Source organism: Aquidulcibacter sp., from assembly GCF_044346625.1.
In the GTDB taxonomy this organism is placed as follows: Bacteria; Pseudomonadota; Alphaproteobacteria; order Caulobacterales; family Aquidulcibacteraceae; genus Aquidulcibacter.
In genome coordinates, this window is the sequence record NZ_JBIIYV010000055.1 from 1 (window position 1) to 18855 (window position 18855).

At 53.4% G+C, this 18855-nt stretch carries 15 protein-coding genes; 11 read left to right on the forward strand and 4 right to left on the reverse strand.

Annotation, left to right across the window (positions count from 1 at the left end; genetic code table 11):
- Positions 1-332 precede the first annotated feature (332 nt).
- Genes ACIQ20_RS12505 through ACIQ20_RS12515 form a run of 3 tightly spaced genes read right to left on the reverse strand, consistent with a single transcriptional unit; the run spans position 333 to position 3077 of the window.
- Positions 333-1058 carry a nuclear transport factor 2 family protein gene (locus tag ACIQ20_RS12505; RefSeq protein ID WP_395780768.1) on the reverse strand — a complete coding sequence of 242 codons (726 nt, stop codon included), beginning with the start codon at positions 1056-1058 and terminating at the stop codon, positions 333-335.
- A gap of 5 nt (positions 1059-1063) precedes the next feature.
- Positions 1064-2128, reverse strand: a complete 1065-nt coding sequence (locus ACIQ20_RS12510) for an ester cyclase (RefSeq protein WP_395780770.1) — start codon at positions 2126-2128, stop codon at positions 1064-1066.
- Between the two features lie 4 nt (positions 2129-2132).
- Complete coding sequence (locus ACIQ20_RS12515) at positions 2133-3077, reverse strand: cupin domain-containing protein (RefSeq protein WP_395780772.1); 945 nt, start codon at positions 3075-3077, stop codon at positions 2133-2135.
- A gap of 114 nt (positions 3078-3191) precedes the next feature.
- Here ACIQ20_RS12515 and ACIQ20_RS12520 point away from each other — a divergent pair, with 114 nt between their 5' ends.
- The 3 genes from ACIQ20_RS12520 to ACIQ20_RS12530 all read left to right on the forward strand — a co-directional run bounded on the left by ACIQ20_RS12520 (position 3192) and on the right by ACIQ20_RS12530 (position 8682).
- Positions 3192-4178, forward strand: coding sequence for an ester cyclase (locus ACIQ20_RS12520; RefSeq protein ID WP_395780774.1), 987 nt, complete (start codon positions 3192-3194; stop codon positions 4176-4178).
- Between the two features lie 26 nt (positions 4179-4204).
- Entirely contained in the window at positions 4205-5809 is a 1605-nt protein-coding gene (locus tag ACIQ20_RS12525; protein WP_395780776.1) for a sodium:solute symporter, read from the forward strand.
- Between the two features lie 224 nt (positions 5810-6033).
- Complete coding sequence (locus ACIQ20_RS12530) at positions 6034-8682, forward strand: TonB-dependent receptor (protein ID WP_395780778.1); 2649 nt, start codon at positions 6034-6036, stop codon at positions 8680-8682.
- 56 nt (positions 8683-8738) lie between these two features.
- On the opposite strand, the gene ACIQ20_RS12535 is transcribed toward ACIQ20_RS12530, so the two are convergent.
- Positions 8739-9494 carry an SDR family NAD(P)-dependent oxidoreductase gene (locus ACIQ20_RS12535; RefSeq protein ID WP_395780780.1) on the reverse strand — a complete coding sequence of 252 codons (756 nt, stop codon included), beginning with the start codon at positions 9492-9494 and terminating at the stop codon, positions 8739-8741.
- A 104-nt stretch (positions 9495-9598) separates the two neighbouring features.
- Between ACIQ20_RS12535 and hisD the strand changes: the two genes are divergently transcribed.
- From hisD to ACIQ20_RS12575, 8 genes are all read left to right on the forward strand, one after another.
- Positions 9599-10888 carry a histidinol dehydrogenase gene (hisD, locus tag ACIQ20_RS12540; protein WP_395780782.1) on the forward strand — a complete coding sequence of 430 codons (1290 nt, stop codon included), beginning with the start codon at positions 9599-9601 and terminating at the stop codon, positions 10886-10888.
- Entirely contained in the window at positions 10866-11900 is a 1035-nt protein-coding gene (locus ACIQ20_RS12545; RefSeq protein WP_395780784.1) for a LacI family DNA-binding transcriptional regulator, read from the forward strand. The genes hisD and ACIQ20_RS12545 overlap by 23 nt, the downstream gene beginning before the upstream one ends.
- A gap of 35 nt (positions 11901-11935) precedes the next feature.
- Positions 11936-12634 carry an alpha/beta fold hydrolase gene (locus ACIQ20_RS12550; protein ID WP_395780786.1) on the forward strand — a complete coding sequence of 233 codons (699 nt, stop codon included), beginning with the start codon at positions 11936-11938 and terminating at the stop codon, positions 12632-12634.
- Positions 12631-13782: a cobalamin-independent methionine synthase II family protein gene (locus ACIQ20_RS12555; RefSeq protein WP_395780788.1), complete on the forward strand. Its 1152-nt coding sequence runs from the start codon at positions 12631-12633 to the stop codon at positions 13780-13782. Before ACIQ20_RS12550 ends, ACIQ20_RS12555 begins: the two co-directional genes overlap by 4 nt.
- Positions 13779-14528: an HpcH/HpaI aldolase/citrate lyase family protein gene (locus ACIQ20_RS12560; protein WP_395780790.1), complete on the forward strand. Its 750-nt coding sequence runs from the start codon at positions 13779-13781 to the stop codon at positions 14526-14528. Before ACIQ20_RS12555 ends, ACIQ20_RS12560 begins: the two co-directional genes overlap by 4 nt.
- Before the next feature lie 501 nt (positions 14529-15029).
- On the forward strand, positions 15030-15728 hold the full coding sequence (locus ACIQ20_RS12565; protein WP_395780792.1) for a LytTR family DNA-binding domain-containing protein: 699 nt from the start codon (positions 15030-15032) through the stop codon (positions 15726-15728).
- A gap of 374 nt (positions 15729-16102) precedes the next feature.
- On the forward strand, positions 16103-16738 hold the full coding sequence (locus ACIQ20_RS12570; protein WP_395780794.1) for an outer membrane protein: 636 nt from the start codon (positions 16103-16105) through the stop codon (positions 16736-16738).
- Positions 16739-17174: 436 nt separating this feature from the next.
- Positions 17175-18518, forward strand: a complete 1344-nt coding sequence (locus ACIQ20_RS12575; RefSeq protein ID WP_395780796.1) for a hypothetical protein — start codon at positions 17175-17177, stop codon at positions 18516-18518.
- Positions 18519-18855 lie beyond the last annotated feature (337 nt).

Genomic DNA, 18855 nt, shown 5'->3' on the forward strand with positions numbered 1-18855 from the left:
ACTTGCTAAAGGAGCCACCATCGTCAGAGCCCAAACCCACCTCTTCAATCAAAATCGCAATCAACCCAAATCCATGCCCCCAGACCATCACGCACAAACCTCCCGCGGAGCGGGTTCGTTCTTCGGCCAAAACAAGTCAAAAATAGCCTCTTCTTCGGTTTGAAAGTGGTCCTGCAATAGCGCTGCGAGTGGAAACAATCGGTGATTTAGAGAATCAAAGAGAGCTCTGACAAAACTGTTGGGCGATCGCGTGCGGGGAGGTTGGGTTCACGGGCAAAGTCTTTCAAGGCTGATTGACTTGAGTTTCTCCGAGATAGCCTTTCAAGAAGAAACTAATCCGTCAGCAGAACTTCTTCGATGACTTTGCCGCCGTCCAATCGCAGACAAGTGCTGCCCGCAACCCGGTCGCGATGCCCGTTTATGTCGATACGGGCCCATTGCCATTGCAAGGCTAAATTATTCTCAAAAGCAATTTCCCGTTCAAATGTGATGTAGGACTGAGGATATTCTAGGAATTGTTGAAGCCACCACGCCTTGAGTTCTTGGGGTCCACCTTCAGCATCTGGTCCGCTCCAGTGGGCCTCACCTTGATAGAGGTCTGCAATGCTTGAAATTGACCGGCAATTCCAGATTTTGTGGAGGCAATCGACGGTCGCGCTGAATCCACTTAACTCGGCAGGCCCAGTTTGCCCTTTGCCGGAGTCGAGCTCACCCAGAAGCGAGTGGTGTTGGTGCAGGCGTTCTTGGTGTGACGAGCACGCAAAGACGGCATCAGAAGCTATTCGGCTATTCTCGAGCTTGATCCAGTAATGGCGGCGTACAGTTGTTCCGTCTGGCGATATCCATGCGACGTCGGCAAACTCGTCTGTGCTAACATTGATATTGAAGCGCCAACCAGCGAAACGTGCCAAGTCAGCGAGTATATGTTGGCGAATGGCGTCTCGCCCAAACATGAGCTCGCCGCGACAGCGGCGGACTGCACGGTGCAAATAAAGGCCATCAAAGGCGCCAATATTCTCGTTGACGTAGAGCTCAATCAACATTTCGGCGAGTGTCATGGAAGCTATGCGCCCCCACTGATTTGATGCCAGAGGGCGATCTCGTCAAAAATGGTTGTCTCCTCGACGATCATGCCGTTCAAAGTGCGCCAATGGCTAATTGCCAGAATATAGAGCGGAGCATGACTTGGCGGCCCATATAGGCCGGTACTATCGTGCATTCCGGCGAAGCTCCAACGGACCGCAATGTCCGTGTAAGGACCTTCAGTGACAGAGCCGACATGGTCGACACGGACCTTGGCACCTTTCGACATCGACAATAGAGCGCCTATCCATCCCGCTATTTCGCCGTGGCCAAACAGCAGGCGAGCATCAGGACCCGCCCAATGGGCATGGGCTGCGTAGACTTCCCTGACGCGCGATAATCGACGTAGGTTCCAAATTTGCTGGAACACCAAATAGGCAAACTCCTCTGGAGCCTTAGCAGGATCCGGCAGGGCAGGATTCGCAAAATCTAATCCATCATTGCTGAGGATTTCATCCACTTGCTTCTGGCGCCAAGCTGCTATGCCTGAGCTGGTGGCTGGCGATAGTTTGGCCTGTGCCTGTCCCAACGCCATGGCGCTAAAGCCGAGGTCTCGGGCAATCTTTGCATTATCGCGCACGAGCCATTCTTCGATAATTCGGTTCTTTAGGCACAAACAATCAGCAATCGTGGTGAAACAAACGCTGTGGCCGGTAGCCGGGCCAAATTCACCATCACCTTGATGAGTCGCGTGGCTGGTGATGCGGTGGGAGGAATGAAAGCCGTTTCGCTCATTACCGGACCATATTACGGCTTCGCCCACCAAAGTTCTGTCCGGAAAACTGTTCAAGGTCTTGAGCGTTCCCGCGATCACGCCTTCAACGCCAGCGACATCGCCACTCATCAGATGAATGGGACAATTTTGACTATAATGGGTGGCGATGAGGCCAATGTCTTTCTCTTCCCAAATCCGGTGGGTACATCGGATGATATAGTCAATTATATCAACATAAATGTCATCAAAGCCGTGGAGTGGCTGCCGGCGAGCCCCCTGTGGTGCCAGCAGCTCAGCAATATCTCGACCATAGAGGCCTAAGGCAGGCATCGCGTTACAGAACCTTTTTGACAACGTGGATGACGCTGTCTTGGTTGGCAATGATTGTTGGGTCCTGGTCGTGCGGCACAGAAAGGGTATCGCCAATTTGCAAGGGCAAGGGGCCTTCTTCCGATGACAAAGTCATCGCGCCTTTATGGACGAAAATCACAGCACCGGCCACGTCCGCAAGCTGTTGCCCTTTTGATAGCGAAACCTGAGAAAGGCTAAAGCCATGCTCGCCCCGCAAAACTCCGTCTTTGTGGATGATCTGCAAAGATCCCGGTTTCGCTTGCGCGACGAACGATTCCGCCTCCGCTGGCGTCGCTACATGGAGGGCGGCTACCTGCTGCGCCGTCGTTTCAGGCATGATGGTTGCATCCGCTGGCACTTTTTGCCCTGCCACGGTGTCAATCAGTTGGCCGGTTTCTAGCAAGACAAGCCCGTGTTGCCGCGCCAATTTAAAAACGTCCGGTGCCCAGAGCACACGGCCGGGATCATCTTCCCCCAAAACCGCCCAAAGAAAACCAATGTCTGGACCAATATTGGTGAACCCACGAAACATGCCCGTCGGCAAGGAAATGACGTCCCCTGGACCCATTTCGACTTGTGCGTCCTGGCCGGTTTCGCCCAAGTCGAACCGCCACTGACCCGAATGAACCAGAAATACTTCTGCAGTATCATGGCTATGTTGGGAGTTGACACAAGCAGGGGGTTGCCGAGCACCACCGATGTTAAATCCATGCGGCTCTGCAATATGAACATATTGGTCGGGGTTTTCCGAGACACCTGGGCCAATAATAGTGAAATTCTCTTTTGCTTCCGAACCCGGTGAGCGACAGTCAATGAAAGCATTGTAGCACGGACGTAGGTCTACGTAGCGCACCAAGCGCGCTTCCCAATCCTTAGCGCTCAAGGGGCGCGGGATATCTTGGGACATAGAGACAAAATTCTGAGCCACCCGAACCATCCAATCATCGGACCCTGCTTATTGCAGGCCCTTTCAACATCCCAAAAGCCACGAGCTTCACAATAAGGGTTTACGGCCGTTGCATTCGAAGTCAATATGCTTTGGATGAACGATCCAAAAAACCTTAAGCTTGACTACTGGCGTATTATCGACGCGTCGCGCGATTTAAGCCATTGCGCGTCTGGCCTCTTGAACCAGCTATACGCCCCAAACTGTGTCATGTCGGTCTGTGCTCCATTTGACCGCGCCAATGGTGATGCGCTGATTGGTCGGGACGCCATATATGAAGGCTTCTTCGCGCCATTATTAGCGTCTTTCTCGAACCTCGAACGCCGCACTGACATCTTGATGCAAGGCGAGTTCAAAGCGGGCGATTGGATCGCAAGTTACGGCTGGCTCATTGGTACGTTTGAAAAGGACTTTTTCGGCATTAAGCCGACACATCGTCCTCATTGGCTCCGCTTTGGCTGGTTCGAGCGGCTTGAAAATGGGCAAGTTGTTGAGAGCATCATCATCCTTGATATAGCAAGGCTGATGATTGAATGCGGCACGTGGCCGGTTCGGGCACAATTGGGCGAAGTGTGGTCGCCTGCACCTTCTGCCCAAGACGGCCTGCACCTTGGCTTGTCGGAGCCTTCAGAGAGTGAGAAGAGCCTTAAATTGGTTGAAGCGATGATTGCCGGCCTGATGAGTTATGACGGCAAATCATTAAAGAGCATGGGCATGACCCGCTTCTGGACTCCCCAATTTCATTGGTATGGGCCAGGCGGCATTGGTAGCGCACGCGGGCATCAAGATTATGAGCGGGCGCACCAACAACCTTTTTTGACCGCGTTTCCAGATCGCATAGGTGGCAATCATCGGTGCCGTATTGGCAATGGTGCTTTTGTGGCTTCCTCAGGCTGGCCCAGCATAAACGCAACGCATTTGGGCAATGGGTGGTTAGGGATTCCGGCGACTAACAAGCGCATTACCATGCGCGTTATGGACTTCTGGCGTCGAGAAGGCGACTTCCTCAGTGAGAACTGGGTCTTTATCGACATGATCGATCTGCTGAAGCAGTTCGATATTGATGTATTTGCAAGCCTTTAGGCTGATGCAAATGTTGGGGGCATAATATGAAGTTTCAGGCACTCGATTGGGCGATCGTAATTGCTTTCTTGGTTGGCAATCTGGTGCTTGGCTATTTTTTAAGTCGAAAGGTCACCACCGCCAAAGAATTCAATTTGGGTAGTGGCAATACACCTTGGTGGGCAATCGGCTTATCGGTAATCGCTACCTATATCAGCGCCCTTTCCTTTCTAGGCGCGCCTGCTTGGGCCTATAAGGACGGGCTAGCGGCCTTAGCTATTCATCTGAATTATCCGATTGTCATCATACTAGTGACCGGGTTTTTCTTACCGTTTTTTTATATGAGCGGCGTTGCCTCGATTTATGAATATCAAGAACGTCGGTTTGGACAATTAAGTCGGGCCGTCATGTCCATTATATTCTTGGTGACACAAGGGCTCTCAACCGGCGCGATCCTCTTTGCGACCGCCCTTGTTTTGAAGTTCATAACCGGGATGTCCATCCCCATGGCTGTGGTCATCGTGACCATTATGGCTTTGATCTACACCACCATGGGAGGCATGCTGGCTGTTATCTGGACAGATGTCTTTCAAGCAGCGGTGCTGTTTGGTGGTGCGATCGTTATTCTGATTGCTCTTTTTGTTTCTATGCCAACACCGGTCGGCGAAGTTCTGGCAAATCTCAAGGAATTGGGGCGGTTGAGCGCGATTGATTTCACGCCCGACCCCACTGTCGCGACGACCATATATTCTGGCCTGTTCGGCATGGCCCTGTTTCACATCACCGTTTATGGCGCGAACCAGATGATGGTTCAGCGCACGCTGGGGGCCAAGAGTATTGGAGATGCCAAAAAATCCTATCTGTTGATGGGGTATGCCGCCTTTCCAATCTATTTTCTCTTTTTCTTCATCGGCGTGCTCGCTTATGGCTATTATGACGGCAAGCCCTTCGACGAGCCCAATGAAATCATCCTTCAATTCGCGGCTGAATCTGGTGTGCCTGGGCTTCTCGGCATTCTCGCAGCGGCGGTGTTGGCGGCCTCCATGTCGACATTAAGCTCGGCCTTTAACTCAATGGCGACCGCAAGCATTGTCGACTTCTACCAGCGCTATTACAAAAAAGATGGGGATGATGCGCACTATCTGCGAGCAACCCGTATTGCGACCGTAATCTGGGCTGTGATCATCATTGGCCCTGCGATCCTTTACGATCAATCCAACGGATCTATTCTCGAAGTTCTAAGTAAGATCGGCAGCTATTTTGTCGGGGCGAAGCTTGGCATGTATGGCTTGGGTTTCTTCTCAAAACATACAACCGAACGCGGGCTGATGGCCGGCGTTATCGCAGGCTTTGCCATCATTGGGTACGTAGCAAATTACACAGATATTGCTTGGCCTTGGTTTTGTTTGATTGGCGGGGCTGCAACCGTGATTGTCGGATGGACCACAAGCCGCATTCTGGACGGCAAGCAAGCGGAATGGTCGCCCTATTCGGTGCCCGGTCAACAAGCGCGCTTTGCCGCCGAAGGTCGGCCACTCAAAGACGGCAATTGGAATACGATGCCTGGGGCTATTGATAAGCAAAGCCTATGGTTGGTCGTTTATCTCTTTGCCACGCTGATCGCTTTGGCTCTGTTTGAATATCTCGTCTGATGCAGACTCAGTCTTGCATGCGCATGCGAACCAGCCAAACCAAACAGGCTAGTCAAGGGCCGGATGTAGGCTGTATCCAGGGCATTTCTGCAACACCTGATGATTTCTCGTACAAGCCAGTCGGAATTTATGCCTTAAGGCCCCATTCGTCTGTCAAATTCTGCTTGCATTCGAAGTCATAATAATATCACATCAACATTCGAAAAATCGAGGGGGTCCTTGCGATGCTGAATAATTTCGTCACTCACGCGACAAAAACAACGCTTTTAGCAACCATTTCCGGGTTGGCCTTTATGGTCGCTACGCCGAGTTTTGCTCAGCAAAACACGACTGAAGCGACAGCCGAGCCTGAGCGCGGCATCGAAACCGTTGTTGTGACCGCGCAACGGCGTGAAGAAAATCTGCAAAATGTTCCCCTCTCCGTATCAGCCTTTAGCGCAGCGCAAATCCAAGCGCGCGGCCTTACGGACATGTCGCGCCTCGAAAACTCTGTTCCAGGCCTAACATTTGGTCGCTCCGGTGTTGATGCTCGGCCAGCCATTCGCGGTGTCCGGACTGAAAACGTCGGCGTCAATGGGGATACCACGATCGGCTTCTTTATCGATGGCGTTTATCAATCGCGTGCAGCGCAGGCCACTTTAGGCTTTGTCGACCTCGATCGCGTGGAAGTTTTACGCGGGCCACAAGGCACGCTTTATGGCCGCAACACATTTGGCGGCAATATTTCCATCGCCACCGCCCAGCCTCGCATTGGACAATTCAAGAGCGGACTAGATGTTACAATCGGCGAGAACAATAAGGTTCGCATTGAGCCGTTTATAAACATCCCGATTTCCGAAAAGGCCGCTTTGCGCATTAGCGGTGCGTCTGAAGACGATGATGGCTATGTAAAGAACGTCAATCCGAGCGGGAACAATCTGTTTGACGAGAAGACACGCTATATGCGGGCAGCCCTCCTGCTCAAGCCAACAGACAAACTAACGGCGACCATCAAGATTGACAGTGGAACCCGCGGTGGCGCAGGTGGTTCGGCGTTTGGTTACAAGCTTGCCGGTACCTTCTTTGATATCCCGTCAAATCAGCAATTGTTCAATGCGACTGCCATTCGTAACCTGAACACACGTGGCGGCAACCGAGACGGTGTTGTCGATGCCCCCCTCACCATTGATGCAGGCATCCCATTATTTGCCGCCGGCGACCCATACACCATTGATACCGATCAAAAGACAATTCTCGACCTGACCTCAACAGGCGCTAGCGCGAATATTGCCTATGAGTTTGGTGCCTTCACGCTTAAGTCCATCACAGGCTTTGCAGATTTTGAAGCCGTGCGCACCTCAGACACGGACTTCTCGGCCAGTACAATCGGCACGGACTATCAGCTCACTTCAGCTAAAACCTTCAGCCAAGAATTCCAGATTCTGTCGCGCGGGGAAGGCCCACTGAGCTATGTTTTAGGTGCCTATTATTTTGACGACGAATTGCGAGGGGTCTTCATCAACGAACAAGTGCCTCGGACCATTCGCGGAGTAGGAGCACCAGTCTCGCTGCCGGTTGCAGGGGCAGGTTTCTATGATGAGCAACGGGCCGATACGACGTCCATCGCTGCCTATGCACAGGGAAGTTATGTGGTCACCGAAGCCTTGAAGCTGACCGCTGGCATCCGATTTACCCGCGACACCAAGGACTTTAAGTTTGCCAATGCGGCAGCTGTCTTACCGCTTGCTGGAACGCCACCAACCCCTGTTGGAACGGCGATTACATTGGCCACTGGCGGTATTCCAGCAAGTGCCTTTGGTTCTAAGGGTGCTCCTACCAATTGCGTCTTTGCTGCAACCGCTGTTCAGCCACGTCCGGGCTTTGCATGCTTGGCTGCCAACACGGCCGTGCTAACCGGGGCGACCTACGATACCGCTGAGTTTGAGAAGCTGACATGGCGTTTGGCGGCTGATTACCAACTAACTGAGAACAATCTATTTTACGGGTCTGTCTCAACTGGCTTCCGGTCCGGGGGCTTCAATTCCGGCCAGAACCAAGCTGCTCTGACCCCAACTTTCGAGCCCGAAGAAGTCACAGCTTTTGAAATCGGCAGCAAGAATCGCTTCCTGGACAACACGTTGCAGTTAAACGTTGCCGCCTTCTTCAACCAATATGACAGCCTTCAAGAACAGCGGCAGATCCCGGCCGGCAATACAACCCTATCGATTATTGAAAATAGCGGCAAGGCTGAGGCAAAAGGCGCCGAAGTCGAGGGCGTCTGGAGGCCGATTGACAATCTGACCTTGAACCTCTCGCTTTCGGTGCTCGATGCGAAATACACCGACTATACCAATGTGCCGCTGCCATTTGGGACTTCCATTGTTGTTGCCGACGCGGCGCAACTGACCCCGACGGTTGTGAATGGCATCACGATCGCGAATGTTGGACAACGCCGCATTTTCGCACCCGGTTACAATTGCGGCCCAGTTCCTGGCACTGGAACTGGGGCTGTTGGGGCACCAGCATTGGCATTTGGCTGTGATCTGACGGGCAAGAAGTTGCCATACGCATCTGACTATTCCGGCAGCTTCTCGGCTCAATATGTCTTTGACCTTGGCGGCCTTGGGCAGGTCACCCCGCTCGCCGTGCTCACATTCAACAGCGGCTTCTATGGCCAACCAGCCAACTCGATTTTGGATAAGCAAGACGCCTATACAAAAATTGACCTGCGCGTCACGTGGGACATTAATGACAATTTGTCCGTTGCGGCCTTTGTGAACAATGTGACCGATGAAGCGACGGCGACCCGCTTTGTTTGGGGCGGCGGCGGGGCGATGCAAGCCAGCTATGCGCCGCCTAAGCTTTGGGGCATAAAGGCCAACCTGCGCTTTTGATCTTTAGCTAATGCGGGAAAAAAGGGCTGCCGTTGAGAAACGGCAGCCTTTTTTGTTTACTGCGCCGTCCATCCGCCGTCGACAAGAAGGCTTGTTCCCGTAACCATGCGAGATGCGGGACTTGCTAGATAAAGGACTGCGGCCGCAACATCTTCGGGCTGCCCAATCTTGCCCATGGGGATCATGTTTTTGACAAAGCCCATGAAGGCAGGATCATCCAGCATTGGCTTCGTCATGGCGGTTTCAATGAAAGTTGGCGCAACTGAGTTTACGCGTATGCCCTTAGGGGCGAGCTCTACCGCCATGGCTTTGGTCAGGCCTTCTAGCGCGTGTTTGGTCATGCAATAGACGGTGCGCCTTGGTGACCCAACGTGACCCATTTGACTTGTGATATTGATGATTGAGCCGCCGCGTCTATGCGCCAACATCGACTTTGCGGCAGCTTGGGCCACCAAGTATGCTGCTCGAACATTGAGTCCCAGCATCCTATCGAGCGTTTCAAGATCGACATCCTCGATCAACAGCGGACGATTCATGCCAGCATTATTGACCAGAATGTCGATCTCCATTTTGCCCAAATCCTCGATAAATCGGGGATCGGTCACATCACCGACCATGGGCAGAATATTGGTGTGTTGATCCGCCATTTCCTGCAAAGCTGCACCACTTCGTGCCACTGCATGCACTTTTGCGCCTGCCTCTGCGAGGCAAAGGGCGATAGCAGAACCCAGCCCTCGGCTAGCCCCTGTTACGACGGCGATGCGCCCTGAAAGCCCCTGCGCCCAGGTCGGAAGCATTGTGCCATTGCCCATAACTGTATCCCATTCTTGTTTACGCAATTTGGTCTTTGCATTCGCAGTCATTTCCGTTAGCGTAGCGCGCAACACAGGTAAGTTTCAAGCGTTGGGAGGCTGATTTGGCCAAGTATCTTAAAACCGGAATCAGTGAGACTGCGGCTGAAGAAGCAGATGCTGATGTTCGGGCAACGGTTGAGGCTATCATTCAAGACATCAAAACCAGAGGCGATGATGCTGTGCGCGATTGGTCGTCAAAGTTCGATAACTGGGCACCAGACGACTTCAGGCTAGGTCAAGACGCGATTGATGCCGCCTACCGCGCGCTTAGCCCGCAGACGATCGAAGATATCCGCTTCGCGCAAGCCCAGGTGCGCAACTTTGCCCAGATCCAACGAGACGCGCTCAAAGATGTCGAGGTGGAGACACTGCCCGGCGTTGTTCTGGGGCATAAGAATCTGCCGGTGAACAGCGTGGGTTGCTATGTGCCGGGCGGCAAATATCCTTTGGTTGCTTCAGCGCATATGAGTGTGGTGACCGCAAAAGTTGCCGGGGTGAAGCGGATTGTATCGGTCGCACCGCCCTATCAAGGGGTCCCAAATCCTGCCATCGTTGTTGCGATGCACATGGCTGGTGCGGACGAAATTTATTGTATCGGTGGCGTGCAAGCCGTTGCGGCCATGGCGCTTGGAACCTCTACGATTGCGCCCGTCGACATGATTGTAGGTCCAGGCAACGCTTATGTCGCTGAAGCCAAACGCCAACTCTTTGGCCGGATCGGCATTGACCTTCTGGCGGGGCCTACAGAGACCCTTGTCATTGCTGATGATAGCGTCGATGGCGAGCTCTGTGCCGCCGACCTGTTAGGGCAAGCCGAGCATGGTCCCAACTCACCTGCCGTTCTGTTGACCAATAGTGAAAAGCTGGCCCATGACACGATGGCCGAGATTGAACGGCAGCTGACTATTCTGCCAACAGCGGCGATCGCCGGAAAGGCATGGGCCGATTATGGTCAAGTCATCGTAGCAGACAGCTACGAGGAGATGGTCACGATAGCCGATAAAATCGCCTCCGAGCATGTCCAAGTGATGACCCGCGACCCCGATTACTTCTTGAATAATATGACCAATTATGGCGCGCTCTTTTTGGGCGCACGGACCAATGTCAGCTATGGCGACAAAGTAATCGGAACTAATCACACATTACCGACGCGCGGCAATGCACGCTTCACAGGCGGGCTTTGGGTTGGAAAGTTCATCAAGACCTGCACCTATCAGCGCGTCTTGACCGATGAGGCCAGTGTGATGATAGGTGAGTATTGCTCGCGCCTTTGCGCTATTGAAGGCTTTGCAGGCCATAAAGAGCAGGCAGATATTCGGGTGCGACGTTATGGCAAAAAAGAAGCTGCTTGATCAAACCACACAGGAAAAAACTGGGGTAACATCTTATGATGTTGCGCGCCGAGCTGGTGTGTCCCAGTCTGCGGTCAGCCGGGCTTTTAGAAAAGGAGCTTCTGTTGCACCGGCAACGCGGGCGCGGATTGTCGAGGCCGCGCAAGCTCTTGGCTATGAGCCTAATGCCATTGCGCAGGGTCTGATAACCAAACGCTCAAACCTCGTCGCCATCATTATTTCCAATCTAACAAACCTCTACTATCCGGAGGTCTTGGCGGAACTTACCCAACGCCTGTCACAGCATGGTGTACGGGTGCTTCTGTTTAGCTTGGCTGCAGAATCCGATGTTGAGGAAGTCTTGGGCCAAGTTTGGCGCTACCGCGTCGATGGCGCGATTGTAGCTGCCCGTCTGTCTACGGATCAATTGGTTGCCTTTTCCAACCGGGGGGTTCCGTTGGTCCTCTATAACCGAGTTGGTGAGGGCGTTCCTGTCGCTAGCGTCTGCTGTGACTCTGATTTGGGTGAGCGCGCTTTGGTTGATGGCCTGGTGCAGGCGGGCCATCGGTGCTTTGGGATTATCGGCGGCCCAGCCGATTCCTACGTAGGCGAAGAACGCGCCAATGCAGCGATCAATCGTCTTGCCCATCATGGCATCAAGGCAGAATTTGTCCGCGGACAGTTTGATTATGAGAGTGGTGGCGCAGGTCTAAAGGCGCTGATGGAGCTCACCCAAGGCAAATTGGACGCTCTGATTTGCGTCAATGATTTGATGGCAATTGGTGCGATGGACACAGCGCGAAACATCATCGGCAAGAAGGTACCCAGCGAATTGTCCATTACGGGCTTTGATGGCGTTAGTCCGGCAACTTGGGAGGCCTATCAACTCACGACGGTACGCCAGCCCGTGCGACGCATGACCCAAGCCGCGGTTGCGATGTTGTTGGAGCGTATTGAGAGCCCAGACATTTCTCCAGAACAGCGCTTGTTTGCCGGTGAATTGCTTTCCGGGCGGTCGGCACGTTTGTTGTGACTTCGCCCCCGACCCTTGTTTGGATAGCAGGCCATATGTGCGACCACAGGCTTTGGCAGGATGTGGGCCCCATCAACACTTATCCAAATGTGTTTGCTGCCATTACCCGGTCCGATAGCGTCGAAGCTTTGGCACATGATGTCCTGAAGAATGTTGAAGGTCCCATTATCCCGATTGGCTTTTCAATGGGGGCTATCGTGAGCCTTATGATGGCCAAACTGGCACCAGAGCGCTTAGTCGGGATGGTTCTTTCCAGCACCAATTGCAACGCAGATTTACCTGAAAGATCGGCCGCGCGCGTATCCCAGCAAGCCCAAGTCCGGGACGGCCGATTAAGCGCAATCGTTCGCGATGAACTGAAGCCGCACTATCTGAGTCCTGCCACCCAAGGCAACAAGCGCGCGCAAATCCTCGAGTTAACCTTGGAAATGGGCCTAGACCTTGGTCGGGAGGTATTCTTGCGCCAAAGCGAGGCCCTGCGAACCCGCCCCGCCTTGTGCGACGCGATTAACAACTTTGCTGGCCCAATCCTTGTGCTTGCCGGAAGCGACGACAGCTTATGCCCACCCGCCTGGCACGCCGCCATGGCAGCGCGCAATCGCCGCGCCAACCTTGTCGAAATTGAAGGCGCGGGCCATTTGGTGCCGCTAGAGCAGCCAGCCGCATTCAAGCACGCCATTTCAGATTGGCTCACCAACCTACAAACAACGCCGAAGCAGGAGATGATCGCATGAGCGAGCGTATTTTAACCACCCATGTCGGATCATTGCCGCGATCAAAGGCCGTTACCGACCTGGTCTTTGCCGCCGAGCGCGGTGATCCTATTGACCAGGCCCAGTTTGATGATGTGATTGGCAGAGCCGTTGATGAGACCGTCGCCAACCAAGTTCGGGTTGGTATCGATCTGGTTTCAGATGGCGAAATGTCGAAGATATCCTATGCGACCTATATCAAGGATCGCATTACAGGTTTTGATGGTGATAGCCCGCGGACCCCGCCCTCTGACCTCGAAGCTTTCCCTAGCTTTCTGAATCGCCAAGCCAGTGGTGGTGGCACACCGACCTATCGGCGGCCAAAATGTGTAGGACCGGTCGCGGTGAAGTCCATGGAACCTCTAAACGCCGACCTCGGCTTTTTGGCTGCAGCACTTGCGAACCATAAACCAGTTGCGGGCTTCATGAATGCGGCATCACCCGGCGTTATTGCGCTGTTCCAGCCCAATGAGCACTATGCAACTCAGGACGACTATCTCGAAGCGCTCGCTGAAGCCATGCGGCCTGAATATGAAGCAATCGTTGCCGCTGGCCTGATCTTGCAACTCGACAGCCCAGACCTAGGGCTTGGGCGGCATATGATGTATAAGGACCGTAGCGATGCAGACTATCTCAATCTCATCGGCACGCATGTGGATGTGCTAAACCATGCGCTTCGCAATGTGCCTGCAGACCGTGTTCGGATGCACGTATGTTGGGGCAATTATGAGGGACCCCACCATCATGACGTTGAGATGGGGGTGATCTTGCCGACACTGATGAAAGCTAAGCCGGCTGGCTTACTGTTTGAGACCTCGAACCCACGTCACCAACATGACTGGAACTATTTTGTTGAGATGCTGGCCATCATTCCCGATGACAAAATCCTGATTCCGGGCGTGATTGATTCAACTACCAATTTCATTGAACACCCCCGGGTTGTCGCTGAACGCATTGAACGCTTTGCCGGAATAATCGGTCGCGAACGCGTAATTGCAGGTACCGATTGTGGGTTCTCGACGTTTGCGGGGTTCGGCGCGGTTGATCCCGAGATTGTTTGGGCAAAACTAAAGACACTGGTGGACGGTGCCGAACTGGCCAGCACTAAACTCTGGAGCAAAGCAGCGTGAGCGCGTTACGAGACAAATTGCTCGCCGGTGAAGTCATCGCCGCTACATGGGTTAAAACACCAAGCCCGATGATTGTTGAAGTCTTGAGTCTCAGCTCTTTGGACTGCTTGGTGCTTGATGCAGAGCATGCCCCTTTTGACAGGACCACCTTGGACCTGTGCATCTTGGCGGCGCGGGCTTATGGAAAGCCTGTACTTGTAAGGCCTGCATCCAGCAGCCATGAGCAAATCCTCAATGCTCTTGATTGCGGTGCTGACGGTGTTGTTCTTCCCCATATTCGAAGTGCCGAGGAAGCTGTCGAAGCCGTCAAGGCCTGCCACTATGGCCGGGGCGGGCGCGGATTTGCCGGCTCTAGCCGCTCAGCCGGCTACACAACGAAGGGCATGGCGAAACATCGTCAAACCGCAAAAGACGTGATTGTCATTGCACAGATTGAAGATGTCGAAGCTGTGGAAGACATTGACGCTATTGCCCGAGTGGCAGGCATCGATGCTCTATTCATCGGTCGCGCAGATCTCACAGTCGCCTATGATGCGGAAACGCCCGATGATGAGATCGTTGTCGACGCGGTCGACCGGATTGTTGCAGCAGGAAAGGCTGCGGGAAGGGTCACCGGCATGTTCCTTGGCCGCGCCAGCGATGTTGCGTTGTGGCGCGGGAAGGGGGCCACCCTCTTTGTCCTTGGCTCTGATCATGACTTCGTACTTCAAGGCGCTGCAGCCCTTGGCCAAGCCATTAGAGGATAATGGTTCTGGTAGGTTGAATACAAAGTTCACTTTCCAACTCAGTCGGCGGCTTCTGAATTCTCGATCCACTCAAATACACTTCAGGAAGCCCAGAACCTTTGGGCGGAGAGCTTGATACTCGTCAATCTCTAGCGGCCGACCCAAGCCAGACCTTTGTCTGGCCGCTTTGCGCCAGAGGTTGTCGTTTGGGGCGGGTTAGCGGTTTCTAGGAAGCGGACATGCGATGCATTTGGGGGCGAGCTGGAGGCACTGAACACTACAAAGATTTCATGTTAGGCCGTCGAGCGGATGCTTGAAGCCACTTTATCCTTTGGGTAATGACGCCGCATGACATTCAAACTCGACCCATCAGATTCGGAGCAATTGAGTTGGCCAAAATTCTTGGCCTTTTCAATAATCTGCATTGCTACCGTCATCACACTTCTAAATCCAAGCTCGACCCAAGAACTGTCGATTGCGCAACGGGCCGTATTTTGGCTGATCCAGGTAAGCGCACTTTTGATGATGATGCAGACGATGCAATTGGGCCTCCAAAAATTTAGCCTATTCTTTAAGTGGCCACTTATCGCACAATTGGCACTTTCAGGCTTTCTCGGAGCCGCGCTATTCGTCCCGATTGGAATATGGATAGATAGAATTCTAGGACTAGATGAAGCCACGGTTACTCTTCCACAAAGTTGGTACCTAGAGTTCTTGGAAGAACTAGCTTTTGTTTCGCCGCCGGCCCTGTCAGCTTGGTTAGGTCTCAATGCCATTCGCTTAAGAGGCGCTATTGGCTTGTTCCAGACGCGAGGCCTGCCCGTAGCCAAGACCGATGAAACTGGCACCCAAGATACAAGCTCGCCTGTCAATCAAACTGGAAGCGATAAGAGTAAGTCGCGATCCTTGAAGCTGCCGTTCGTCGCGTCGCTTCCGCCGCCCCTCGGTACCGATCTTGTCGCTTTATCTGCTGAGCTTCATTATACACGAGTTTACACGATCGTCGGTCAAGCATTGATACTTTACCCCTTTGGCCGCGCCATTGAGGAACTGAAAGTGGCTGGTTATCCAGGTGTTCAAGTGCATCGATCTCATTGGGTTGCACAAAATCACATATTGCAGAAGAAACGCCTCAATTCTCGTGGTCTTTTACAAATGGACACCGGCCTTAAAGTACCGGTCAGCCGACGTCGGAAGAATGACTTATCGCAGGTTTTATGAGAGTAATTGCAATAAACCCTTCTAATCATTTGATATGCCAGACCCAAAATTTTTGCTGGGTGCCAAAGGGTTGATCACGCCTGTCTAAACAGGCTTGTCGCAATTTCCTCAGAGTCTGTGTCCTAATTCCTATGACGATGGGCCGCCGCTTTGAATGCGGGAGCGCTCGGAGCCATGCACCGCATAGCGCAAACATGAGGCCGGCCAGTCAGGAAATTTTTTAGCTCACTGCAGATAATCTGCCCGTTCGTGCAGTGTCGGATACCGTTCGTGCAACAGCGCTTTTCCTTCAAACCACATCACGTAGTTACGCCACAGGTCGAGTAATCAGCCCGACCTCAATCTCCCTACGAAACACTTAGAAGGAAAAGAAAATGTTCTACCGCACATTGGCTGTTGTCGCAGCGCTCTTTGCATTTGGAAATTCAGCAATCGCTCAAACAGCCGATAAAGAGGGTGGTCTCTATGCCAAGGTTTATGGCGGAAGCTCCACATTGAGTAATACGGACCTGCAGATCGGAGGAACTCGCACAAAAGGAAAGTTCGGCGGGGGCGCGCTGGCTGGCGGGGCCATCGGATACGACTATGCTGGGCCTTGGCGGAGCGAGCTTGAGTACACCTACCGATCCAGCTCACTGAATTCCCTTGGAGGGGTTGCTGCAAGCAACAGCGATTACGCCTCAACGTCTATCATGGTAAATGGTCTATACACCTTCAACGAAGCTGGTAGTTTCAAGCCCTATGTTGGTTTGGGCATTGGTTTGACCCGTGAAGTTGATTTCGATTTGAATGCTGGCCCAACTGCCAACCGTGGCCAATACTCCAGAGCAAGTATGTTTGCGGTTCAGGGCATAGCTGGCGTGGAGTATGAATTTGCCAGTGACTGGAAAGGATTCGGGGAACTGCGGACGTTCTCAGTCAATAGCCCAAGTCTCAAGGGAGGTGGCCGTACACTTAAAGCTGACTATCGAACAACTGACATCGTAATTGGAATCGCCAAGAAATTCTAGCAATACGCGCCGCTTGATCGCCTGCCTTCCGACGGGAGTGCTCTGCTTCGTCTGCGGCGACCTTATTCGGTGCTTATTTCACCGAGACAGCCTTTGTCACAGGCCATGCCTTGGCAAAGGCTGTGTTCGAGTTTGAGCGCGCAAGATGAGGCGTCAAGAGGCGCGCTGCGCGCGTCGGCGGACGCCGCCCCTTTTTCCCCAGCTTGCGCAGAAACAATTGTGCGGCCTTGAACCGTTCCAAATGATGTGGTCGAGCACCCAACATAGCCGATCTTAGAAATTGCTTGACCATGGTGCATTCCATCGATGAATCAAACCCTTGTTACCAAGGCTCGATGGACATTGCTCGACCATACCGCGGATCGCGGAAGCCCTGATTTAATTGACAGCGGGCAGACGCTGTATCAATCTAAACTTCATATTCCAAGGGGTAACAGTGGCCACGAAATCGAAGACATCGCGCACGCCCGTGCGCTATCGCGAAAATGGGCTGGCCGCATATGTCGCAGATCGGTCGCCGGACCTTTATATAACCTTTCTCAGCATCCTCGTGGGCATAGTGTTGGCCGACCTGCTACAGCTGGCCCGTAACGATCTCACGCTTTGGCCACTCGACGCACAGGCTGTCATGGGCTGGGGCCAGATCTTCGGAATGGTCAGCTCTGCACTCGGCACCTGGGCAGTCTACGCCCACCTCGCCATTGCTCGACGTCAAATACCGCGCTTCATAGAGTCCCTTGCTGCCTTTGTTGGTCCGTTATTGCTCTTATTCTCAAATAGCTTTGTTGGCTCCGCCGATCCGACAGCCTGGTTCCTTATGGCGGGCGTGTTTCTGACGGTGTCCGTCATCGCCTCCACAGTTAGCGTTCTGACTACTGCAGGCGCTGTCGAGGGACATGCTTTCCGCCGCATGCTTCAACCCGGGGGCTTCCTTCTTATCCTCGTCCTGAGTGCACCGTGCGCGTTCGTTGCCGCTGCTGCTATTCACGGTGAACGGGTGGGTTCTTGGGGCGCAGCTGCCTTGGCTTGGGCGACTGTCCCTGCGGCGATACTGCTGCCTGTACTTTATTTCCGGGACTGGCAGCGGGCAATACGTGAAGGTCCTCGGGAATCTTCACCACGGCCCAAACCAATCCATGCAGTCGGCTCGATAACCGAGGGCTGGGTTCGCGACAAAGTCGCGGATGTCTTCATTACCCTCATCAGCATCACCATCGGCTTAGCGCTTCAGGAAATGGTTGATCAAGCTCGTGACCGGATGACGCTGTGGCCTCTGGACAGCGCCAGTCTTATGACCTGGGGCCAAATAATCGGGGTGGTTTCAAGTGGACTGTCCGCTTGGCTCATCTACGGCCACCTCGCCATCTCGCGCCGAGGATTGCCTTCTTACGCCGAGACACTCAGCGGCGCAGTCGCACCCCTTTTTCTAGCAATTGCTTCAGGCCTTACCGGGAGGGCGGAGGTCTGGCCATGGCTTTATGCCGCCGCCGCTTATCTGGCGCTACAGATCATCGTCACCCGTTTTTTCATCCAACTTGCTAGCGATGCGGTTGAAAAAGCCCTGCTGGTCCGTGTCAATCATCCGACGGGATACACCTTAGTCATGCTGATTGGGGCACCAGTCTACGCCTTGATCGGACTGGGAGATCAATTTGAAGTCCTTCCAGAAGGATTTGTCCTATGTGCTGTGCTGGCCTCGGGACCCGCCGGCATGCTATGCGCATGGCTGTTCTTAAGGGACTGGCGGCAGGCGCTTGGGGTTAATGCTGCCGCTTCCTGACGAAGCGTCAGGAGCTATAGAAGCTTAACATATGGCAACTTCAAAGGAAGCAGGAAATAGAGGGTTACCACTCAACAGAGGTAGGCATTGAAAACTTTGCGGCGCACGTTTTACCACCTTGAAGCCATCGAATGGGTTGTCTAGTCAAATTGGAAGCATGTGGGTGACTTGAGCACCCAAGCTTCCATCATTCATTCAAAGAATTTGTTCGATCACGTCCCATTTGGTGGTGTAACACGCGGTGACAGCTAATCCCCCTGCGCAGCGCTCGTCACATAGCTGGCGGAGCGGGGGGATTGGCGGTTGGTCATTGATCATTCTGGTTTAGGATTGGGTT